General features: G+C 56.1%; 23 protein-coding genes and 3 pseudogenes. 11 read left to right on the top strand and 15 right to left on the bottom strand.

What is annotated here, in order from left to right; translation table 11 throughout:
* Positions 1-66: 66 nt before the first annotated feature.
* The 7 genes and pseudogenes from ACO6VD_RS11710 to ACO6VD_RS11680 form a co-directional block, all read right to left on the bottom strand.
* Positions 67-1653 carry an ABC-F family ATPase gene (locus ACO6VD_RS11710; RefSeq protein ID WP_400172934.1) on the bottom strand — a complete coding sequence of 529 codons (1587 nt, stop codon included), beginning with the start codon at positions 1651-1653 and terminating at the stop codon, positions 67-69.
* Positions 1654-1673: 20 nt separating this feature from the next.
* Positions 1674-2867, bottom strand: coding sequence for a tyrosine-type recombinase/integrase (locus ACO6VD_RS11705; RefSeq protein ID WP_422419197.1), 1194 nt, complete (start codon positions 2865-2867; stop codon positions 1674-1676).
* Between the two features lie 398 nt (positions 2868-3265).
* A complete protein-coding gene (locus ACO6VD_RS11700; RefSeq protein WP_422419195.1) occupies positions 3266-3640 on the bottom strand; it encodes a hypothetical protein in 375 nt (124 codons plus the stop codon).
* Between the two features lie 291 nt (positions 3641-3931).
* Positions 3932-4489: a hypothetical protein gene (locus tag ACO6VD_RS11695; protein WP_422419194.1), complete on the bottom strand. Its 558-nt coding sequence runs from the start codon at positions 4487-4489 to the stop codon at positions 3932-3934.
* Between the two features lie 374 nt (positions 4490-4863).
* Positions 4864-5043: pseudogene (locus ACO6VD_RS11690) on the bottom strand (DNA cytosine methyltransferase); the annotation flags it as partial.
* 378 nt (positions 5044-5421) lie between these two features.
* Positions 5422-5790: a hypothetical protein gene (locus ACO6VD_RS11685; protein ID WP_422419192.1), complete on the bottom strand. Its 369-nt coding sequence runs from the start codon at positions 5788-5790 to the stop codon at positions 5422-5424.
* A gap of 3 nt (positions 5791-5793) precedes the next feature.
* The gene (locus ACO6VD_RS11680) at positions 5794-6102 is read right to left on the bottom strand and encodes a hypothetical protein (RefSeq protein ID WP_422419190.1); all 309 of its coding nucleotides are present in this window, start codon (positions 6100-6102) and stop codon (positions 5794-5796) included.
* Between the two features lie 141 nt (positions 6103-6243).
* Between ACO6VD_RS11680 and ACO6VD_RS11675 the strand changes: the two genes are divergently transcribed.
* A complete protein-coding gene (locus ACO6VD_RS11675; protein ID WP_422419189.1) occupies positions 6244-6492 on the top strand; it encodes a hypothetical protein in 249 nt (82 codons plus the stop codon).
* A gap of 40 nt (positions 6493-6532) precedes the next feature.
* On the opposite strand, the gene ACO6VD_RS11670 is transcribed toward ACO6VD_RS11675, so the two are convergent.
* A complete protein-coding gene (locus ACO6VD_RS11670) occupies positions 6533-7138 on the bottom strand; it encodes a hypothetical protein (protein WP_422419187.1) in 606 nt (201 codons plus the stop codon).
* Positions 7139-7248: 110 nt separating this feature from the next.
* Between ACO6VD_RS11670 and ACO6VD_RS11665 the strand changes: the two genes are divergently transcribed.
* A complete protein-coding gene (locus ACO6VD_RS11665; protein ID WP_422419186.1) occupies positions 7249-7620 on the top strand; it encodes a hypothetical protein in 372 nt (123 codons plus the stop codon).
* A 73-nt stretch (positions 7621-7693) separates the two neighbouring features.
* On the opposite strand, the gene ACO6VD_RS11660 is transcribed toward ACO6VD_RS11665, so the two are convergent.
* Positions 7694-8326 (bottom strand): polysaccharide lyase family 7 protein, encoded by a 633-nt coding sequence (locus tag ACO6VD_RS11660; RefSeq protein WP_422419184.1) that lies wholly within the window; start codon positions 8324-8326, stop codon positions 7694-7696.
* 381 nt (positions 8327-8707) lie between these two features.
* On the opposite strand from ACO6VD_RS11660, the gene ACO6VD_RS11655 reads away from it, so the two are divergent.
* Complete coding sequence (locus ACO6VD_RS11655; protein ID WP_422419182.1) at positions 8708-9409, top strand: hypothetical protein; 702 nt, start codon at positions 8708-8710, stop codon at positions 9407-9409.
* Between the two features lie 502 nt (positions 9410-9911).
* On the opposite strand, the gene ACO6VD_RS11650 is transcribed toward ACO6VD_RS11655, so the two are convergent.
* Positions 9912-10739, bottom strand: coding sequence for a hypothetical protein (locus tag ACO6VD_RS11650; protein ID WP_422419180.1), 828 nt, complete (start codon positions 10737-10739; stop codon positions 9912-9914).
* A 179-nt stretch (positions 10740-10918) separates the two neighbouring features.
* Between ACO6VD_RS11650 and ACO6VD_RS11645 the strand changes: the two genes are divergently transcribed.
* On the top strand, positions 10919-11122 hold the full coding sequence (locus ACO6VD_RS11645) for a hypothetical protein (protein ID WP_422419178.1): 204 nt from the start codon (positions 10919-10921) through the stop codon (positions 11120-11122).
* Position 11123: 1 nt separating this feature from the next.
* Here the strand turns inward: ACO6VD_RS11645 and ACO6VD_RS11640 are convergent, their stop codons facing one another.
* The 3 genes and pseudogenes from ACO6VD_RS11640 to ACO6VD_RS11630 form a co-directional block, all read right to left on the bottom strand.
* The gene (locus ACO6VD_RS11640) at positions 11124-11435 is read right to left on the bottom strand and encodes a hypothetical protein (RefSeq protein WP_422419177.1); all 312 of its coding nucleotides are present in this window, start codon (positions 11433-11435) and stop codon (positions 11124-11126) included.
* Between the two features lie 87 nt (positions 11436-11522).
* The gene (gene ssb / locus ACO6VD_RS11635) at positions 11523-12008 is read right to left on the bottom strand and encodes a single-stranded DNA-binding protein (RefSeq protein ID WP_422419176.1); all 486 of its coding nucleotides are present in this window, start codon (positions 12006-12008) and stop codon (positions 11523-11525) included.
* Between the two features lie 14 nt (positions 12009-12022).
* Positions 12023-12160: pseudogene (locus tag ACO6VD_RS11630) on the bottom strand (exonuclease); the annotation flags it as partial.
* A gap of 28 nt (positions 12161-12188) precedes the next feature.
* Between ACO6VD_RS11630 and ACO6VD_RS11625 the strand changes: the two are divergent.
* From ACO6VD_RS11625 to ACO6VD_RS11605, 5 genes are all read left to right on the top strand, one after another.
* Complete coding sequence (locus ACO6VD_RS11625; RefSeq protein WP_422419174.1) at positions 12189-12521, top strand: HNH endonuclease; 333 nt, start codon at positions 12189-12191, stop codon at positions 12519-12521.
* A gap of 755 nt (positions 12522-13276) precedes the next feature.
* Positions 13277-13495 (top strand): hypothetical protein, encoded by a 219-nt coding sequence (locus tag ACO6VD_RS11620; RefSeq protein ID WP_422419172.1) that lies wholly within the window; start codon positions 13277-13279, stop codon positions 13493-13495.
* A gap of 129 nt (positions 13496-13624) precedes the next feature.
* Positions 13625-13933, top strand: coding sequence for a hypothetical protein (locus ACO6VD_RS11615; protein ID WP_422419171.1), 309 nt, complete (start codon positions 13625-13627; stop codon positions 13931-13933).
* A 296-nt stretch (positions 13934-14229) separates the two neighbouring features.
* Positions 14230-14751 (top strand): hypothetical protein, encoded by a 522-nt coding sequence (locus tag ACO6VD_RS11610; protein WP_422419169.1) that lies wholly within the window; start codon positions 14230-14232, stop codon positions 14749-14751.
* Positions 14752-14942: 191 nt separating this feature from the next.
* Positions 14943-15263, top strand: coding sequence for a phage holin family protein (locus tag ACO6VD_RS11605; protein ID WP_422419167.1), 321 nt, complete (start codon positions 14943-14945; stop codon positions 15261-15263).
* A gap of 46 nt (positions 15264-15309) precedes the next feature.
* Here ACO6VD_RS11605 and ACO6VD_RS11600 read toward each other — a convergent pair whose 3' ends face one another.
* The gene (locus ACO6VD_RS11600) at positions 15310-15696 is read right to left on the bottom strand and encodes a hypothetical protein (RefSeq protein ID WP_422419165.1); all 387 of its coding nucleotides are present in this window, start codon (positions 15694-15696) and stop codon (positions 15310-15312) included.
* A 58-nt stretch (positions 15697-15754) separates the two neighbouring features.
* The gene (locus tag ACO6VD_RS11595; protein WP_422419163.1) at positions 15755-15967 is read right to left on the bottom strand and encodes a hypothetical protein; all 213 of its coding nucleotides are present in this window, start codon (positions 15965-15967) and stop codon (positions 15755-15757) included.
* 75 nt (positions 15968-16042) lie between these two features.
* On the opposite strand from ACO6VD_RS11595, the gene ACO6VD_RS11590 reads away from it, so the two are divergent.
* Both ACO6VD_RS11590 and ACO6VD_RS11585 read left to right on the top strand, forming a co-directional pair.
* Positions 16043-16642 carry a hypothetical protein gene (locus tag ACO6VD_RS11590; protein WP_422419161.1) on the top strand — a complete coding sequence of 200 codons (600 nt, stop codon included), beginning with the start codon at positions 16043-16045 and terminating at the stop codon, positions 16640-16642.
* A 2-nt stretch (positions 16643-16644) separates the two neighbouring features.
* Positions 16645-17073 (top strand): annotated as a pseudogene (locus ACO6VD_RS11585) (terminase); the annotation flags it as partial.

The raw sequence follows: 17073 nt of genomic DNA, 5'->3' as shown, positions 1-17073 counted from the left end.
GGGGACACCCCCCCCCCAAAAGGGGGACCCATTTTTTGGGGGGAGGGTTTTCCCCCCGCGATCGCCTTAAACCACTACACCCTGACTACGCAGGTAGTCATCGTAGGTACCGCTGAAGTCGACCACACCGGTCGGGCTCAGCTCGATGATGCGGGTAGCCAGCGACGATACGAACTCGCGGTCGTGGCTGACGAAGACCAGCGTGCCCGGGTAGTTCTCCAGCGCCAGGTTCAGCGCCTCGATCGATTCCATGTCCAGGTGGTTGGTCGGTTCGTCCATGATCAGCACGTTCGGTTTCTGCAGGATCAGCTTGCCGAACAGCATGCGGCCTTGCTCACCACCAGAAATCACCTTGACCGACTTGAGGATCTCGTCGTTGGAGAACAACATGCGCCCGAGGGTGCCGCGGATCATCTGCTCGCCCTGGGTCCACTGGCCCATCCAGTCGAACAGGCTGACGTCGTCTTCGAAGTCGTGGGCGTGGTCCTGGGCGTAGTAGCCCAGCTCCGCGCTTTCGGTCCACTTGACTGCACCAGCGTCCGGGCTCAGCTCACCGACCAGGGTACGCAGCAGGGTGGTCTTGCCGATACCGTTAGGGCCGATGATCGCCACGCGCTCGCCAGCTTCAACGGTGAAGCTGAAGTTCTGGAACAGGGTCTTGCCTTCGAAGCCTTTGGACAGCTTCTCGATGGTCACAGCCTGGCGGTGCAGCTTTTTGGTCTGCTCGAAGCGGATGAACGGGCTGACCCGGCTCGACGGCTTGACCTCGGCCAGCTGGATCTTGTCGATTTGCTTGGCGCGCGAGGTCGCTTGCTTGGCTTTCGAGGCGTTGGCCGAGAAGCGGCTGACGAAGGTCTGCAGCTCGGCGATCTGGGCTTTCTTCTTGGCGTTGTCCGACAGCAACTGCTCGCGCGATTGGGTCGCGGCGGTCATGTACTCGTCGTAGTTGCCCGGGAACAGGCGCAGCTCACCGTAGTCCAGGTCAGCCATGTGGGTGCACACGCTGTTGAGGAAGTGACGGTCGTGGGAAATGATGATCATGGTGCTGTTACGCGCCGTGAGAATGCTTTCCAGCCAGCGGATGGTGTTGATATCCAGGTGGTTGGTCGGTTCGTCGAGCAGCAGCACTTCAGGATCGGAGAACAGCGCCTGGGCCAGCAGTACGCGCAGCTTCCAGCCTGGCGCGACTTCGGTCATCGGGCCGAAATGCTGTTCCAGGGGAATACCCAGGCCCAGCAGCAGCTCACCGGCACGGGATTCGGCGGTGTAGCCGTCCATTTCGGCGAACTCGGTTTCCAGCTCGGCAACGGCCATGCCGTCTTCTTCGGTCATTTCCGGCAGCGAGTAGATACGATCGCGCTCAGCCTTGACCCGCCACAGCTCCTCGTGGCCCATGATCACGGTATCGATCACAGTAAATTCTTCGTAAGCGAACTGGTCCTGGCGCAGCTTGCCCAGGCGAACGTTCGGCTCGAGCATGACCTGACCGGCCGAAGGCTCGAGGTCGTCGCCGAGGATTTTCATGAAGGTCGACTTGCCGCAGCCGTTGGCGCCGATCAGGCCGTAGCGGTTGCCGTTGTTGAACTTGACCGAGACATTCTCGAACAATGGCTTGGCGCCGAACTGCATGGTGATGTTAGCGGTGGAGATCAAAGGGCTTACCTATCAATAACTTATGTGACGCTTTCACAGCCTGAGACCAATTTGAGACCAATCTGGAGCTTTTCAAGCTCCTGCCAATCCGAGGTCGAGTTGATCCAACGTGCATAAGTCGATAAGAGCATCTGCACGCTATGCCCGAGCTGTTGGGCGATAAATGCGGGGTTGAGGCCAGACATTAAGCATATTGTCGCATAGGTGTGACGGCAGTTGTATGGCCGCCGGTAGCCGATGCCCAATTCCTTGAGGATTGGCCGCCATTGGTGGTGAAGATCCGAGGTTTGCTGGACGAACTCGGCGTTTTTCGACGGCGGGAAGATGTAAGGCGTCTCAGTCACCTTTCCTTTGCCCAGCTTGCGCCGCTCCGCGTACTGCCTGGCAAACTCCAGGGCGTGCAGTGCACGTTCATTCAGCAGTACGAAACGATCCTTTCCGGTTTTGGTGCGCTCCACCACCTTTCCTAACGCAACGGTGCGCTTCACGTGCGCCGTTCGCTTCTCAAGATCCACCGCGTCCCAACGAAGGGCCAGCGCTTCGGATAACCTCATTCCCGTAAAAAAGACGAACTCATAGAACGCGGCGTAGATCGAGCTGGGCCAGTGTTTGCCGGCGTACATCCTTGCGACGATGCGGTTTGCTTCGTCCAGGGTGAACGGCTCGATCTCCTTTTTGCTTCTCTTGGGCAACTGCACTGACTCTGCCGGGTTGCGCAGTATGAGCCCGTCGCCGACTGCTGCCTTGAGGATGGTCGACAGCTTCACCAGCGCATTGCGCTTGACCGAGGGCGAGGTCCATTTCGTTGTGCTGACGATTTGTCGAATCCGTGTCGTCGACAGCAAATCGATTCGCACCAGCGCAAGATGTGGCATCCAATAAAGGTTGAGCGCGCTCTTGTAGCCGTTGCGCGTCCCGTCGACGATCTCACGGCTGTCCAGCCACAGTTGAGCGTACTCACCGAATACCGGCACTCCACCGACGACGGTGGCGGAGTTTGGGAACAGCTCCGCGTATTTGTCCTGGTCAAGCAGGCCGTATTTGATGAGGCTTGTTACCTGATCGCGAAGCTGGGATGCAGCTTTGAGGCCTTTCTGTGTCGTGGGGTAGGGAAGGGTTTCGGTGCGTCGAGTACCTTCCCACATGAACCGGAGTCGGAGCGATCCGTGGTTGATGTCGATGCCTGGGGGTAAATCCACTGGCTTTCGAGCCATTCGTCATACCTCTTCTTGCTATAAATGATGCGGCCGTGGTGCTTCATCCAGACGCCTTTGGGCAATACGCCGCGTAAGCGTCGGCCTTCAAGTGCTCGTTTGGTGCAGCCGAGTAGTTCAGCCATGCGTTGCTCGGTGACCTTGTCGACGTCACCGTTGGTTTCGGTTTCCATGGGATAGGCTCCACGCCGCGCATGGCGGCAGAGGTGGGAAGGGATCAGGATTTTCCTACAGACTTTGATCAAGGCAGCTGACATGATGTTCTTGCTCGCACAGTCAGTTGTCCTGGGTCCAAGACCGACGTAAGCCTGGCTGGGCGGCTCTACCCTCGACTCACGGCCTCGGCCCCTTCCAGATCATCCAGGCCATGTAGAGCGGGGCGGCGATGGGTAGGAGGATCACGACCGCCTCCCGATTTCAGCAGCTGCCTCGACGATAGCGCGGCGGGTGGCGGAAAACGGATCGTCGCCATGGTAGTGGTTGAACTCCCCGAACTTCTCCGCGTCGATCCAGGTGTAAGGCCCGGTATCACCATCAAACGGCTCGACGATGTGAATCGACACGCTCAGCCGATCCGCACGCCCCATCACCACTGCCAGGCGTAGTGCATCCCCGTCATTGATCAGTGGGTTCCAATGAGCCCTAACACCGGACCGACCTTTCAGTCGATACGGCCACTTGGGGTCTCGGCATGTGCACGGCTCGATCTCCAAGCGCCCGCCCTTGGCAGCCAGCTTCAGCAGTTCGTGATCGGCGTTCTTCTCTTCAGGCATGACTTCTCCAAAGCCGCCATATAGCGGCTATTCAATAGAGGGGAGAGGGGTTAAATCAGAAAGAGTACAAATGTGCTCTTAAGTGCTGGGGCGGCATTTGAAGGCCAGCCAGATATAGTGCCGGCCTTTGGCGGTGACCTTGATCTTACTGGTCTGCCTGTTCCAACTGATCAGGCGAAGCTCTTCCAGGATGGTGGTGATCGTGTGGCCTTGGTGCCACCCGGCCAGCGCCTTGATGCAGCCCTGGGCCAGCAGCCCCCGGTAATCGGTGTGGCCGAAGTTCGTGCCTGGTCATTCGCCCTGATTGGCCAGCATGTTCAGGCGCTGGAAGGAAGTGCCTGGGATTCCCTGATCGCGCTCAATCGGCGCGCTTGGATCTGCGATGGATGCCAGCGCTCGGTCATCAACGTACAAGCGGCGACCCTTCGATACCCGCTCAGCCTTCCATTGTGTTTCTGCATCAAGCTCGCCCACCTCGATGCAATCCCGCAGCACCTCCTGAGCTTCGGCCAGTTTGGCGCGTAACTCCTGAACCTCTGGATCACGCGCAGCGAACGCCTTGGCACCCTGATCGGCCATGTCACCGGCGCTGAAGCCGTCGGCGGGTGGCTGGTTCAGCAGGTGGCGCAGTTCGGCGATCTCATCCATGGCGGCATCCATGACCTTCTGTGCTTCGTGCACATCAATCCAATTGCCGGTTGGGTCTTCAAACTTCTGCACACCTTTGCCGGATGGGCGCAGCAGGAACATGTAACGAGGCAGGGCGCACAGCTTGTCCCAGTGTTCACGCCCGGGGCGCGGCACGCTGACCATCTGTACGGTGTTGCTGGATCGGTTTTCTGTGGGCATGTGGATACCTCTGATTAGCGCAGACATTGAATTTGGGCTATTGCTAATTGGATTGATCCAATCCAAACGGAGGTTTGCAATGAGCGGGAGTAAGGGCGGCGACGGGGGAGGTGACATAGTCTGGCCTTGGGCTAATTCCGTGAACGATGACGATTTCGTTCCATGGCCAATTTCTAAAAGCTTGGGGCCGCGAGCCGTAAGTGAGTTGATTGGAAAGAAGTGCCGCGTCGTCAAAATTACTGATCGGGTAACAGGAGATAGAGATCCAGGAAGGGTGACGATCTTGCTGGATGAACACGGGCATATTCTTGAAATCTACAAAGAACCTGACTGTCCGCGTCAGTAGCCCTACGTGTAGCGGAATTAGCGGGTCATCAAGCAGCTTTCATCAGTGCCTCGATCACCTGCTGCCCGGCCAGCGGCGGTACAGCATTGCCCGCCATATGCATGGTCAGCCGGTGGTTGTCCGGGCGCAGAGTGTCGGCTGGGAATGACTGTGCGGCCAGTGCCTCGTTGGCGCTGAGCATTCGCATGCGATCGCCACCGGCCAATGATTTGCCGCCCAGAGAACCTGGACGCCTGCGGCGAGCGCGCAGGTACTCCATCCGCCGAGGCCGGCGAATAGGTCGATTGCTTTGGTCATGGGTATACCTCGCCATGGATAGGCTAAAGTCATTTGGCCACTCAACGGAGGGCTTGATGATGGAATGTTTCGTATGCAGTGCTGAGTCAGAAAAACTTCCAATCCTGGGGGACTGGACTGAGCTCAGGTGTAGTGATGGTTGCGGCCACTACCGACTTTCTGGAACGCTGGAGCGTCTGCTCTCTGTCAGCCAGCAGAGACTTCATGTGGCTCAGACTAGGGGGTGGCTGGAGGTCAACAGGGTGAACCGGCCGATCCCTATGATCACCGACTTAACGGCGATCTACGCCTAAGCAACTCGTGACAGGTCGGGTGAGTACTCCGTCCAACCGACCTTCGGCATTTTCGTTTTTGCATTGATCACCGGCTTTCCCTTGGCGTCGGTAATTTCACACTTGGCCCTGATGCGTAGATCGCGGCACTGGCCTGTCTTTCTCGCGAGCTCCATGAACTGTTCTGCATATTGAGGTGCATCGAACAGCTGGCTGAGCTGCCGAACCTTTTTGCCGGCCATGATCTTGGCGGCCTGCTCCTCAACGGCCTTGTTCCACTCCGCCAGAGTGAGCCCCGCCGTAGGCAGCCTTGATGTTTTGGTTGTCTCTCTGGCCATTGCCAGCGCTACGTTGGCGGTCATGCCGAAGACTGCGAATGTGCTCATGGGTCACTCCAGGCAGTTAAGGGCTTCTTTCAGGAGCTGCTCAACTGACAGCTCGCGATCTTCCGGGTCGAGTGCTCGACGAATCCACTGACATGCTTCCGTTGCGTTATCTCGCAGGTTTTCCGCATCGCGCTCCGATTCATCAAGGTTGTATTCCAGCCGGCGAATATCGTCGCGCAGCTCCTCACGCTCGGCGCTGGGATCGACGTTGTTCTCGGCTATTCGCCGGGCAAGCTCTGCAGCAGCACCCGGGTCGAGCGCGGCGTAGTGCAAAAGCTCATCTTCTTTCAGGGCATTCACAGGGATGCTCATGCTGATCTCCAGGCAGCCACCAGCCTCGCCGGGGTGGCGTGATTCGTTGAGGTGGGAAGGCGGGTTTTCACTGTCAGCGGTTGGTTTGATGGGGTACTTGTTGTGTGCTATTCCGAATATGGTCGAAGCAGGAGAATTCCTATGAAATTTCTCATCTATTTCGGAATGGCGTTAACCATTGCCCAGTTAGTGGGCTGCGGTGAAAAGGTTGAGGCGCAACCGGAAGCCCTGGCTGCTCCTAGTAAATGCGAATGTGCTGTTCCGCCAACGCTGTATGCGAGTAAGGCCAGTGTATTCAACTGTACTTGTGGCTCAATGCAATGCGTTGTGGCCTTTCCAGCAAATGGAAATGGTGCACCTTTGGATGGTGTTGCAATGCAGTGCAAGTAGGGCGTAGCAGTCTCGCTGGTTTGCGGGTCGCGCCGGAGGGTCAGGCGGAGTAAAGGCGCTCGAAGTCGTTGGCCGGAAGCTTTGGGCGGGCACGGAACTGCTTGAGTGCGGCCTTATAGCTTGCCTTGGCTTCCTTCAGGGTCGGAGCCCACTCGCCGACGACTTCGAGCGTCTCGTAGGGCGACCAGCTCGCGAAGTCATAATGGCGCCGATACTGCCGGTACGCGCTTCCACGGGGGTAGCGCACCATCCGGTACTCCCGTGCACCCCACTCGCCTCGCTGCTGGTACAGCGGCATGTTGATGTCGAGGAAGTGAGCGAAGCCGTCGTAGCACTCGCACTCGTCGAGGTACTCATCGAACCTGGTGCACTTGGGTGGTGGCGGCACAGGCGGCAACTTGTCCAGGGCGAACTGCTTGCCCTCGTCCGTGGCGCGATACACAACCTCGTCCTGGGAGCAGAAGGCCGGGGCCTTGCCGCAGGTCATCAAGCCGGCGGCCACCAGCACATCTAGGTTGTTCGCGTCGACGTAGCCTGGGCTGGTGAGGAAGTGATTGCGACTGATACTGCGATGGTCTGGGCGCTCAGGGCAAAGACCCAGGGTGTACCAGAGCAGGCCGAGCTGCTTCTCGGTGGCTTCGATCATGGCTTTCTCCATGCATGCGCCGCCCTCCGTGGCCGGATGCGGCATAGTGGCAATTTGGTTTGGGATGGGGTATTACAGGCGATCGGCATGGGGCCGGATCAAGGAGCAAAATGGAAATTCATAGGCAAGGCGCTAACCGCAAAGAGGGTTGGACTCGACTGAAAGCGAAGAAGCCTAAAGCGCCGGTCATTGGGCTTTCGCCTGGAATCCAAACGCCCGGCACTTCAATCAAAGGCCCGGATCCTGTTCTCACGGTTGGCCATCGCAAAGTCAGGCACTCCGACGCAAGCGGCGAATACGACTACGTGATCGAACTCGAACTGACAGAAGTTGCAGAGCTCATTGATTACCTCGCTACCAGGGGCTTGGAGCGGTATGGGGACTCTATCTCGGGAGCGCTTGCTGGTTCCGTTCGCTCATTGAACCGACTAAAAGCTGCAGCGTGCGGGATTGCTGTTGCCAACGATCGAGACAAAGACTGATCTTGTTGCATCAAGCCGCTGGGCGGCAGTTTGATCCATTGCTGGCGCCGGCCAGTTCTGAATTGCCCGGGTTTTAAGGTTGCAGCGCGCCGTTGTACACATCAAACGACTCGTACACCACCCAGCCTCCCTCCGTTACAGGTCCCTTGTTGTCGATCACATAGGAACCGGCTTTGAAGTAGAACGGGAACTTATCCCACGTCGTGCTCACTGCTGCCTTGCCGTTCAGAGTGTCGAGGCAAACACTCAGCTCGCCGGAGGCATCAACCTGAACGCTGTAATCGAAAGGCTGACCTAGTGGGATTGCCTTCTTCAGCAGCGTCCGGGTTGCGCCACCTGGACGGTCGCGTGCATCGATCCGTACAAAACCATTCCACCAAATCACCATCAGGAATGGGTTCGGGGCTTTGAGGGCCTGAATTTGACCGACGATAACCTTACCGCTGGATGGGGCAAGTTCGACCCGTACCCGGCCGGCCATCGAGTGCTTGGCGCTACCGCGTACCCAATTGAACGATTCGGCGGAGTCAGGAAGTGTCTGGCGGCTCTCTGTGCGCGGGTCTTTAGAGCTTCCCGATGTGCCGCCCTGAACTGAGCACCAGTAGTTGCAGTGACCCTTTTGGTCGATCCAAAAGAGGTCGTGCGGTGGCCTCTCTGGATAGAGATAACGCATGCCATGCGCGGTGATATTGCCGAACCTATCCATGGTCTTTCCTTCTTGGATTTGGGTAATCGTCTCGCAAGGCCTTGATGGCGCTGCGGTCATGTAGACGGAGCCTTGGCCAAAACGCAGGGGTACCGCATTCGGCTGCCTCGCCGGGGTGGCGTGATTCGTTGAAGTTGGGAGCGGTTTTTTAGATCTGGACGTGCTGCCTAGCGGGGAGCAGGCAGCAGTCGCAATTTCGATAGCGCTGCAGGCGCTTCCGTAAGTGATGGCCATCTGTAACCACGCCGCCTTTCTGTACGGCGAATATGAGGTTGCAGGGGTACAGAAATCGGGGGGAACAAGGTTTAATACACACTTTTTGTTGATGCTGATCGCTCGCTGAGAAGCATCCGTTGAGTTTTCGCCTCTGGGGAGATGAACTTGGGTCGTACTGTATCTGTGCGCAGTTCGCGATATGCACTTCAACTAATCTGGCTTAGCCTTATTTTGGGTTCAACCAGCTGGATTCTCGTGGGTTCCGTTGCGTACTGGGTGAAGAACGGATGGCTTCCGGCTGATACTGCAGGTTGGGTGCAGGCGCTAGGTGGGCTTCTTGGCCTGCTTATTGCGATATCGGTTCCGTGGTATCAAAATCGCCAGCAAAATTTGCAATTGCGCAGGAAGGAAAAACAGGCCCGCAAGGCTGACCTTAAAAGGGAGCAGCGCGAAAATGAGATAGCGTTGCAATCTAGGTTGGATGGATTAGACGCCACTAGAGCATTGATAGAGCATCTGTCGAAGGCACAGCAAGAACTGTTGGATTGTTACATGCAGCTGCCTATTGCTTACCACGTTACTGGTGATATTGGAGTTGCTCGTTCTGCGGCTCACAACGTTAAGCAAGCGGCTGAGATGTTAAGAGAACTTTCTGTTGTATCTTTAGGTGTTGAAATGGTTCATTACATGGTTGCGTTGCGTGAAGTTGCGAATTATGGTGAATTTTCGTGCTCTCAGGTTGATCACTTTATTCTCCACAAGAATGTAAGTCCAAGCATAACCAAAACACTTCAAGCGAACCTCAGGGCTATGCGAGAGTGGGTAGCTGAGTTGGATGAAAAGCAAGTCGATTTACTCCGACCTTAGCATTGAGTAGGTCTCGGCGCTTTCTTGGCTGTCATGCAGAATACTGCAAATGTGCTCATGGTTATCTCCAGGCAGCCACCAACCTCGCCGGGGTGGCGTGATTCGTTGAAGTATGGGGATATGGGGAGTAGCGGACAGGCGGCCTTGGATGGTTCAGGGAATGGCCTAACCTTGAAGGGCTGTTCCCTAATTCCAAGGAGGTCAAAATGTCCAAAGGTGGCGGCGGTAAAGGTTCTAGTAGCTCTGGCGGCTCAGGTAAAGGCTCTGGCGATTCGCCTCGCGGACCTTCAAGTCATCCAGGGCCTGGTGGTAATTGGCCCAGCACAACAGGCAATCCTTCGGGTGGCCCTCGCGGTAACGCTCCATCGGGCAAGAAGGGCTGACTGAAAGTCCTCGCTGCCCGCTTGAGCTTGAGGTCTGGCGGGCAGCGCCGGAGGGTCAGGCAGATGGCGTAGCGTCAGACATCAGAGACAAAGTCCTCAGGTGAAATTATCGGTTGCTGCTAGATCCGAGGTGGGGCGCGCAGCTTATCTAGCATTCCCGGGATGTGGTAAATGGCATCACCTCTGCGGGGGAGGGAAATGGCAAAATTGTGGTCCACGAATTCACCGCAGTTTAGAAGAACGAACTCGGCCAGACGCTCAGCTAAACCATCGGACTCATCAATGACTCTGCTAAGCACCTCGTAGCTTGTTACACCAATGAGGTACCCATGAATAGCGTCGACGCGATGCTTGTTAAATTGCAGAATTAAGTCGTATAGGTCCTTATCGAGACCCGCTTTGAAACATTGTTTCAGAAGCCTTCCGAATTCGCGCTCTCTTTTTTCAGTCTGTTCCGTATTCGAAAAGTAGATTCGAAGCCATACATCTATAAACTGGAGTCGTAGGGAAATTACTTCAATCAAGCAGTTCGCTGACCTAGCATGCTGAATCTTGCTGGCAACCGTATCCATGTTGGACATGGATTGCTCTACCTGAGGGTTGTCTTCTGTTGCTCTGAACAGCTTGAAAGTCTTTGGAGGTGACGACTTCATCGCCTCTAAGATCGAATTCTTCTCAGACATAGTTAGCGCCCTGTGCTTTTGAAATGCCGAGCAAGTGTAAGTCACGACTGGATGTACCGCTATGCGTATCAGCTTCTCAAGCTGTTTATAATTGAGATGGTCGGCACCGTGAATCAGGTGGAAAACCAGGCCCTGCTCTTCCTTAATCTCGGCCCAGATCATCACGCGTTTAAGCGCGTTGTCGGTGCTGTGATAGAGGTCGGTGACAATGCGGCATGAAAGATGAAGTGCTTCGCGCTCCTCCGCTGTCAGCTTGTCCCACACGCGCTGTTCTTCCTTGCACTGTGCTGGTCTTCGCCATGACCAATACCTCCCAAGCCGCTCGGCGGCAGGCCGATCCATTGCTGGCGCCGCCCTCCTTGGCTGGGTGCGGCATGGTGGTAATTTGGGTTGAGATGGGGTATTACGGGTGACCGGCATGGAGCCGGGTCAAGGAGGAATAAGTGAGCAAAAGTGAAGCAAATCTGATTGACGCTGCTGTAGTTCTAGTTCTGGCCGCCAAAAAACAGCATATTGATTTGACTCTGTTGGAGATTGATGCGGAATCAGTCGTCATGGATAGTGGTGTTTCGGAGGTCAAAAACACTGATACTGGGGATGTCAAACGCATCATCAGACAAGTGATCGAAGAGGCGAAAAAACGCTGATTTAGTTCTCCTGGCCTACTCGCAAAGACTCGCGTTGGTAAGCCATCTCTAGCTTCCGCGCCACAGCTGGTGAAACCGTGATTTTGTGGCGCGGTGGTTCGAGTAGGGGCAGCGCTCCGCCCGGACCAAGTCCATGCAGGTGATGAATCATCAGCGTCATCGCCTCGCCCTGTTCCTCGATCCCAGCCCACTCCATCAGCTCCATCAGGGCCTGCTTAGTCCCTGGTCGAACCTTCAGGCGTAAGTCTTCTTCCTGCAACTTGGCTGCCTTCACGCGGCGGCGCTCGTCGCGCTGTGTTTGCGTCATCGCCATTCGGCACCCCCTTCAATCCGCTAGGCGGCAAGTGAACGTGCAGCTGCCGACGGCGTTGCTGCACACGGTTGTTGATGCGCCTCATGGCTACGCCCCGGCCAGGTGGTGCAGCGGCGCGAAGGGGATGTCGTCGTCGAAGCTGTCGTAGTCCGGGCCAGGGACGCCTTGCTGGTTCTGTGGCTGTGCCTGCGGTCGGCTTTGTGGGCGCTGTTGAGGCCTAGGCTGTTGCTGCTGACTACCTTGCTGAGCCTGTGGTGGGTTGCCGGAGAACTTGATGATTATCACGCGGCCAGTGAGCTTCACTCCCTGTGTTTGGTCCGACTTGGTGAACACCTCAACGTGGGCGTCATCGATGGTGAAATGCACCTGCTGGCCTTTAACCAGGTACTGCGCCATGGCTTCGGCCTGCTTACCCCAGAGCGTGGCATCTACCCACTGAGTCGGGCGCTTTCCGTCTTGACCTTTGCGGCCGTATTCACACGCAATTGCGAGGTTGCAGACTGCGTCGCCGTTCGGTGTATAGCGAAGCTCAGCATCGCGGCCAATGCGGCCGATATCGGTAAGAGTAGGCATCGTGATTCCTTAGTTTATGCGGCCAGGCCGAGCACCTTGTTCATGCGCTCGTCGAGGATTTCGTAGAAGGTCTTCACCCGTTCAGTGAGCTTTCGGATCATGACTTCGTCGCGGTATACACGTTTGACGAAGAGGGGCATACCAGGCCAGTATCCGGCGCATCGGCTGGCATGGCTGTACATGACCGGACAGTGGCCCGAGAAAGATATCGACCACATCGATGGTGACAGGTCGAATAACGCCTGGAACAATCTCAGGGAGGCGACGTATACGACAAACGGATGGAACAAGCCAAAGGCTCGCAACAACCGAACGGGGGTGAAAGGTGTTGGGCAGCGAGATGAGGCAAAGCCTTGGCAAGCGAGGGTTCAAGCCAATGGGGTTGTTTGGTCCGCTTCTTATGCGACCAGAAAAGAGGCAGAAGAGGCTGTGAGAGTGAAGCGCGAAGAGCTGCATGGTGAATTCACCAACCATGGCGAGCACATCTACCAGATTGAAGAAAGGGTCGAATGAGGGCCTATTGACCTTCCCGTGCGGCTGGGATAGTCTCATCCCCATCGTGATAATTTCGCCTCTGGCGAAGATCGAAAATAAAACCGGCCATAGAGCCGGTTTTTTTGTTTATGCCCTAGCGCTTTTTCGGCCGGAGGCTAGAGTGACCTCAATAGAGTTGCAGCGCTCGCTGTGAATTCTACTCATGGAGGTGATTCTATGAATGGTTCCAGCAAGTTTAGAGGCGTCTGCAGATTTATCGGTGTCTTCCTTCTCGTACTTTCAGCATCATTTACTACAACCGTTTGGGCTACGTGCTCAGAAAATTGCGCTGCCGCGAACTATGCTTGTGCAAGACCATGTGACTCGACCAATAGTGTCTGTCAGATAGGGGCCTCTGAAGAGCAAAAGCGCCAGTGCAGAGCCCGGCACGCACAATGCACCTCTCAATGTTCTGCTGCACACGCCAGATGTGAGGCGAGTTGCCCCAGAGCAAGTGCTGAAGATCTTCTTGAGCTGCGCGTAGCTCCGCTTTGGGGCGGTAAATGAAATCTGCCATGCCCAATTAACGGCGCAGAGAAATGTGGCGCTCCTGGACCTGTGATGGCATAGATTCTCGGTCGTGTTAATTTCGCGTTTGGCGAAGGTCACCAAAAAGCTCGGCCATCGTGTCGGGTTTTTTATTGGCCGTTCATCTACTCGAACGCACTCAGCAAACCCTGACAGCTTCAAACTAGGACGGCCCAGATAAGCTGGACCTCATTAGTGAGGTGCGTATGTCTATCGATTCGAGTTTTGAATACCAAACCCAAGGCTCTGATCCATCCAAGCCTGAGCCTGGATCGGATGAGCCGACCCTGCATCCAGATGATCCCAACAAATACGACCCGCTGAAAAGTCCTGATAGAGACCGCCCTGAAGACTGGGATGATCCTGCTGAGCGGGTCACGCCTGAGGCGGATGAGCAAACCCCGCTTTCTGATGACAGGCGCTAATGAGAGAAACCCGGCCACCGCGCCGGGTTTTTGTTGGTCACCGTTCGTCCAATGCCCGGCACTCATCACCTCGTTGGTGCCTCTCAAGTTTAAGCGTGGATGTCCCGCGCAACAGAGCGGAGAGTCAGCATGGAGATTGACGAAAATGCACCAGGCAATAAGTCTCAGCAGAACGTAACTCGTACGACGGACAACGAAGCCGGTCATGACCCTCGGCGTACCGAGTCCGAGATTCCCCTGCCACCGGATGACTCGACACCTGTCGAAGAAGAGCTTTCTGATGTGGAAGCCAACAACTCGGTATCAAGCGAGCACCCGGAATCAGGGACTAGTGGTCGAGTCGATGATCCAGACGCCGACCCTCAGATGAATGATCAGAGGGATAACGTGAAAGAGCCCCGCGGCGTACCCGCCAGCGACCCTGAATCGGGCGCCTGACTTCTTCAAACACTCTGTAGCCCGCCTAGCGCGGGCTTTTCTATGCCTCAAATTTAACTGCAGCCAGGGCAGCCTTCGGGGAGGCCTGGACACTGATAAGTCGGTAGTACAGTGCTACGGAATAACACCGGCAGCCCGCGCATTCATGCCGTGTACGCTTCATGGGTGGCGCGAGATCGGATCGGCGAGACTGGTGCAGTAGGGTGCCGGCGTCGTGATGGTCTTTGGCGGACGGCGGGAAAGACCGCGATTGGACCATTAAGAATGGTTGAGGGGCGAAATCAGGGATGCTATCGGTGGCTTCGGTATTGATTGCAGATAAGGCTATCGGATACCGTGCTGCTTTCGAATTCAATGGAATGTTCAGGATGATATTTAGTCACTCAGGAGCTCGGCCGGCGGAGAAGCGTAGCGTTTTAAACGCTATCAGCTTAATTTTTTGCACCTCTATTTTGTCGACCTCTTTAGCTCAGGCAGCTTCAGCACCGGAGGGGCCAACATTTGAACAAGTGTCTCGATGTGTATATGTTTATCAGCCCATGATTGAGGTAGCCAAGAGTACCTCGAATAAACCTCTGCACGACTATATGCTGCCTCGAGTCAGTTGGCTTATGGGGTACATGCAAGCTAAAAAGGGCGATGCAACGTTTAATCTGGCATTTTACGATAATCTTCCCGCGAACAAATTGCTCGGCAAAGCTGTAGAGAAACGCTTGCGTGCGGCACTCAATGCGTCGAGTGAAGATAGAGAGGCTGCGTTGACAAGTGCTTTGCAGCCAGCAAGGGAGTGCGACAGATACATCGGCATGAGCATCTGAAACATAGCCTTTCTTTGTAGAGAGTCGTCGTTTTTCTCGCTTAGTACTATTGCGGCTGCACACATGAATCAGTTTTTAAGCCTCGGCCAATTGCCGGGGCTTTTTCGTTTTCGGCTCCACCACACCCATTGCTCCGAGCTGGGAGTGCTTGCTGGGGCCGGATTTACAACCAGCCCCGAGAGGGCACTGAGATGCCCAAGATGCCCGAGAAGAACCCAGACCTATGGATAGCCTTCATAACAGCCTTACGTGAGTACGGCCTTGTGATGGGCCTGACCTTTGCCCTGTCGTACATCCGTATCCGGCTGTACAGCGAACGCAAGAGCATGATTGCCACGATGCTTGAGGCCGCCTTCGGCGCCTTGCTGATAATGCTGATCGGTCTTGGTATTAACGCGATGGGGCTCAACGTTGCCTGGACGCTGTTCTCGGCGGCCTTTATTGGCCTGCTGGGCGTGGATCAGATCCGGGCTTTGGCGCAGAAGTGGGCTAGCCGTAAGGTTGAGGGATAACCGCGCCACAAATTCAAGGAGCGCCGCTTTGTGGCGCTGTGGTTGGCTAGGAATTCGAACTAAGGAATTTCTCAAGTCCATGGATCGCGTACGAGAGCTCGAATTCCACCTCGCTCAATCCTCTCACCCATAGCTCACTGTGAGGGCTCGTATCGGTCCGCATCCGAAAGTTGGCTAACGTGCTTCTGACGGCTGGGCCGAAAAAACACTGCTCCAACTCAGTCTTTGCCACATTACGACGCGACAGAGTCTCATGCTTAACTGCGTCTTTGATCTCGGTTTTCAGTGTGGCAAGTCGTGATTTCAATAGATCGATGCTGTTGGGGGAAAGCCTTGATTTATCGGCAGCATCATCTACCAAGCTCCTAGCTTCGCCATGCCATCGTTTCAGCTCAGCAAGAATGGCCAGAGCCTCATTTTGGTCATGTTCCATTTGGGTTTCCTTCATGCGTGAGAGGAGGTGTGCCGCAGGTGAGTGCGGCACGATGGAGTTACTTTGACTCGAGCGCTGCCTGGATCTTGTCTGCATAGGAGGCAAGACTTTCCAGCTCGTTTGCGAGCAAGCTACTGCTGTTTGCTCCCTCAGCATTTAATGCGATTAATTCCAGGGCGGCGGCAACTGCCATTGCGCGCTTAATCTCGGGGTTTTGCGACCGGTAAGTGTGGGAAACGATATTGCCAATATTCTTGATGCCCTCAGCCATGATGCCGTCCTCTGGTTTTATGGAAAGCAATCAATACCGGCAACCCGCCACTATTTCAAGACTCAGAGAGTGATCATGGTAACCAAGCAACCCGACTGGGAGGCGATCGAACGAGCCTACCGGGCCGGGGCGCTTTCCATCAGAACCATCGCTGACCGCAATGGGGTGAGCGACACCGCGATCCGGAAGAAAGCCAAGGCCTTGGGCTGGGAGCGGGACCTTTCCGAGCAGGTCCGTAAAGAGGTTCGCAACAAGCTGGTTCGCGGCGAGGTTCGCGAAGACCAATGTGCGAACCCTGAGCGGGACGCCGAGATCATCGAAGAGGCGGCAGAAGAGGGCGCGACGGTTGTTCGCAGCCATCGCCGTGACATTCGCAAGGCCACGAACCTTGCGAACCTGCTCATGGATGACCTGCTCACCACGATCAAGCGCCGCGAGGAGATCGAGGACGCCATCGCTGACGAGACGGCCGACGATGAGAGCGGATTTCGCCGTAGCTCGATGCTCGCAGCGGTCGCCCTGCCGAGCAACGCCAAGACCCTTTTCCAGTTGTCCTCGGCGATGAAGAACCTGCAGGTGCTCGAGCGCACTGCATTCGGCCTGGACGACAAGGAGCAGTCGAAAGACGCAGACGAGCTGTCTCAGCTGATGGATGAACTATCGAAGGATGCCTGACCATGAAGCCCGAGCACATGAAACTGCTCCGGGATCGGTTTTGGCGGCTGAACAACCTCTACTTCATCACTGACAAGCAGGGCAAGAAGGTCCGCTTCCGCATGACGCAGGAGCAGGTGGACTACTTCCAGGGGATGCACACCCGGAACATCATCCTGAAGGCCAGGCAGCTTGGGTTCACGACCCTGGTCTGTATCGTCCAGCTGGATGCTGCACTGTTCGAGGCGGCCAAGTGCGCCCTGATCGCCCATACCCTGAACGACGCCAAGCGCCTGTTCCGGGAGAAAGTGAAGTACGCCTACGACAACCTGCCGAAAGAGATCAAGGCGGCCAACCCAGCGCGCAACGATGCCGCGGGCGAATTGGTGTTCAGCAAAGGCGGATCGCTTTACGTTTCGACCTCGTTCCGGGGCGGCACACTGCGTTACCTG

Origin of the sequence: Pseudomonas sp. GZD-222 (assembly GCF_049310525.1) — a bacterium.
In the GTDB taxonomy this organism is placed as follows: domain Bacteria; phylum Pseudomonadota; class Gammaproteobacteria; order Pseudomonadales; family Pseudomonadaceae; genus Aquipseudomonas.
Note: the sequence above shows the minus strand (reverse complement) of the source record. Positions and strands in the feature narration are given on the sequence as shown.

Coding starts and splice junctions, on each gene's coding strand:
- ACO6VD_RS11670 (WP_422419187.1), bottom strand. CDS start 7,138: ATGATCGAAGCCACCGAGAAGCAGCTCGGCCTGCTCTGGTACACCCTG.
- ACO6VD_RS11640 (WP_422419177.1), bottom strand. CDS start 11,435: ATGGCGATGACGCAAACACAGCGCGACGAGCGCCGCCGCGTGAAGGCA.
- ssb (WP_422419176.1), bottom strand. CDS start 12,008: ATGCCTACTCTTACCGATATCGGCCGCATTGGCCGCGATGCTGAGCTT.
- ACO6VD_RS11665 (WP_422419186.1), top strand. CDS start 7,249: ATGGAAATTCATAGGCAAGGCGCTAACCGCAAAGAGGGTTGGACTCGA.
- ACO6VD_RS11625 (WP_422419174.1), top strand. CDS start 12,189: ATGACCGGACAGTGGCCCGAGAAAGATATCGACCACATCGATGGTGAC.
- ACO6VD_RS11615 (WP_422419171.1), top strand. CDS start 13,625: ATGGAGATTGACGAAAATGCACCAGGCAATAAGTCTCAGCAGAACGTA.
- ACO6VD_RS11595 (WP_422419163.1), bottom strand. CDS start 15,967: ATGGCTGAGGGCATCAAGAATATTGGCAATATCGTTTCCCACACTTAC.
- ACO6VD_RS11660 (WP_422419184.1), bottom strand. CDS start 8,326: ATGGATAGGTTCGGCAATATCACCGCGCATGGCATGCGTTATCTCTAT.
- ACO6VD_RS11590 (WP_422419161.1), top strand. CDS start 16,043: ATGGTAACCAAGCAACCCGACTGGGAGGCGATCGAACGAGCCTACCGG.
- ACO6VD_RS11680 (WP_422419190.1), bottom strand. CDS start 6,102: ATGAGCATCCCTGTGAATGCCCTGAAAGAAGATGAGCTTTTGCACTAC.
- ACO6VD_RS11605 (WP_422419167.1), top strand. CDS start 14,943: ATGCCCAAGATGCCCGAGAAGAACCCAGACCTATGGATAGCCTTCATA.
- ACO6VD_RS11705 (WP_422419197.1), bottom strand. CDS start 2,867: ATGGCTCGAAAGCCAGTGGATTTACCCCCAGGCATCGACATCAACCAC.
- ACO6VD_RS11700 (WP_422419195.1), bottom strand. CDS start 3,640: ATGCCTGAAGAGAAGAACGCCGATCACGAACTGCTGAAGCTGGCTGCC.
- ACO6VD_RS11620 (WP_422419172.1), top strand. CDS start 13,277: ATGTCTATCGATTCGAGTTTTGAATACCAAACCCAAGGCTCTGATCCA.
- ACO6VD_RS11600 (WP_422419165.1), bottom strand. CDS start 15,696: ATGGAACATGACCAAAATGAGGCTCTGGCCATTCTTGCTGAGCTGAAA.
- ACO6VD_RS11695 (WP_422419194.1), bottom strand. CDS start 4,489: ATGCCCACAGAAAACCGATCCAGCAACACCGTACAGATGGTCAGCGTG.
- ACO6VD_RS11685 (WP_422419192.1), bottom strand. CDS start 5,790: ATGAGCACATTCGCAGTCTTCGGCATGACCGCCAACGTAGCGCTGGCA.
- ACO6VD_RS11675 (WP_422419189.1), top strand. CDS start 6,244: ATGAAATTTCTCATCTATTTCGGAATGGCGTTAACCATTGCCCAGTTA.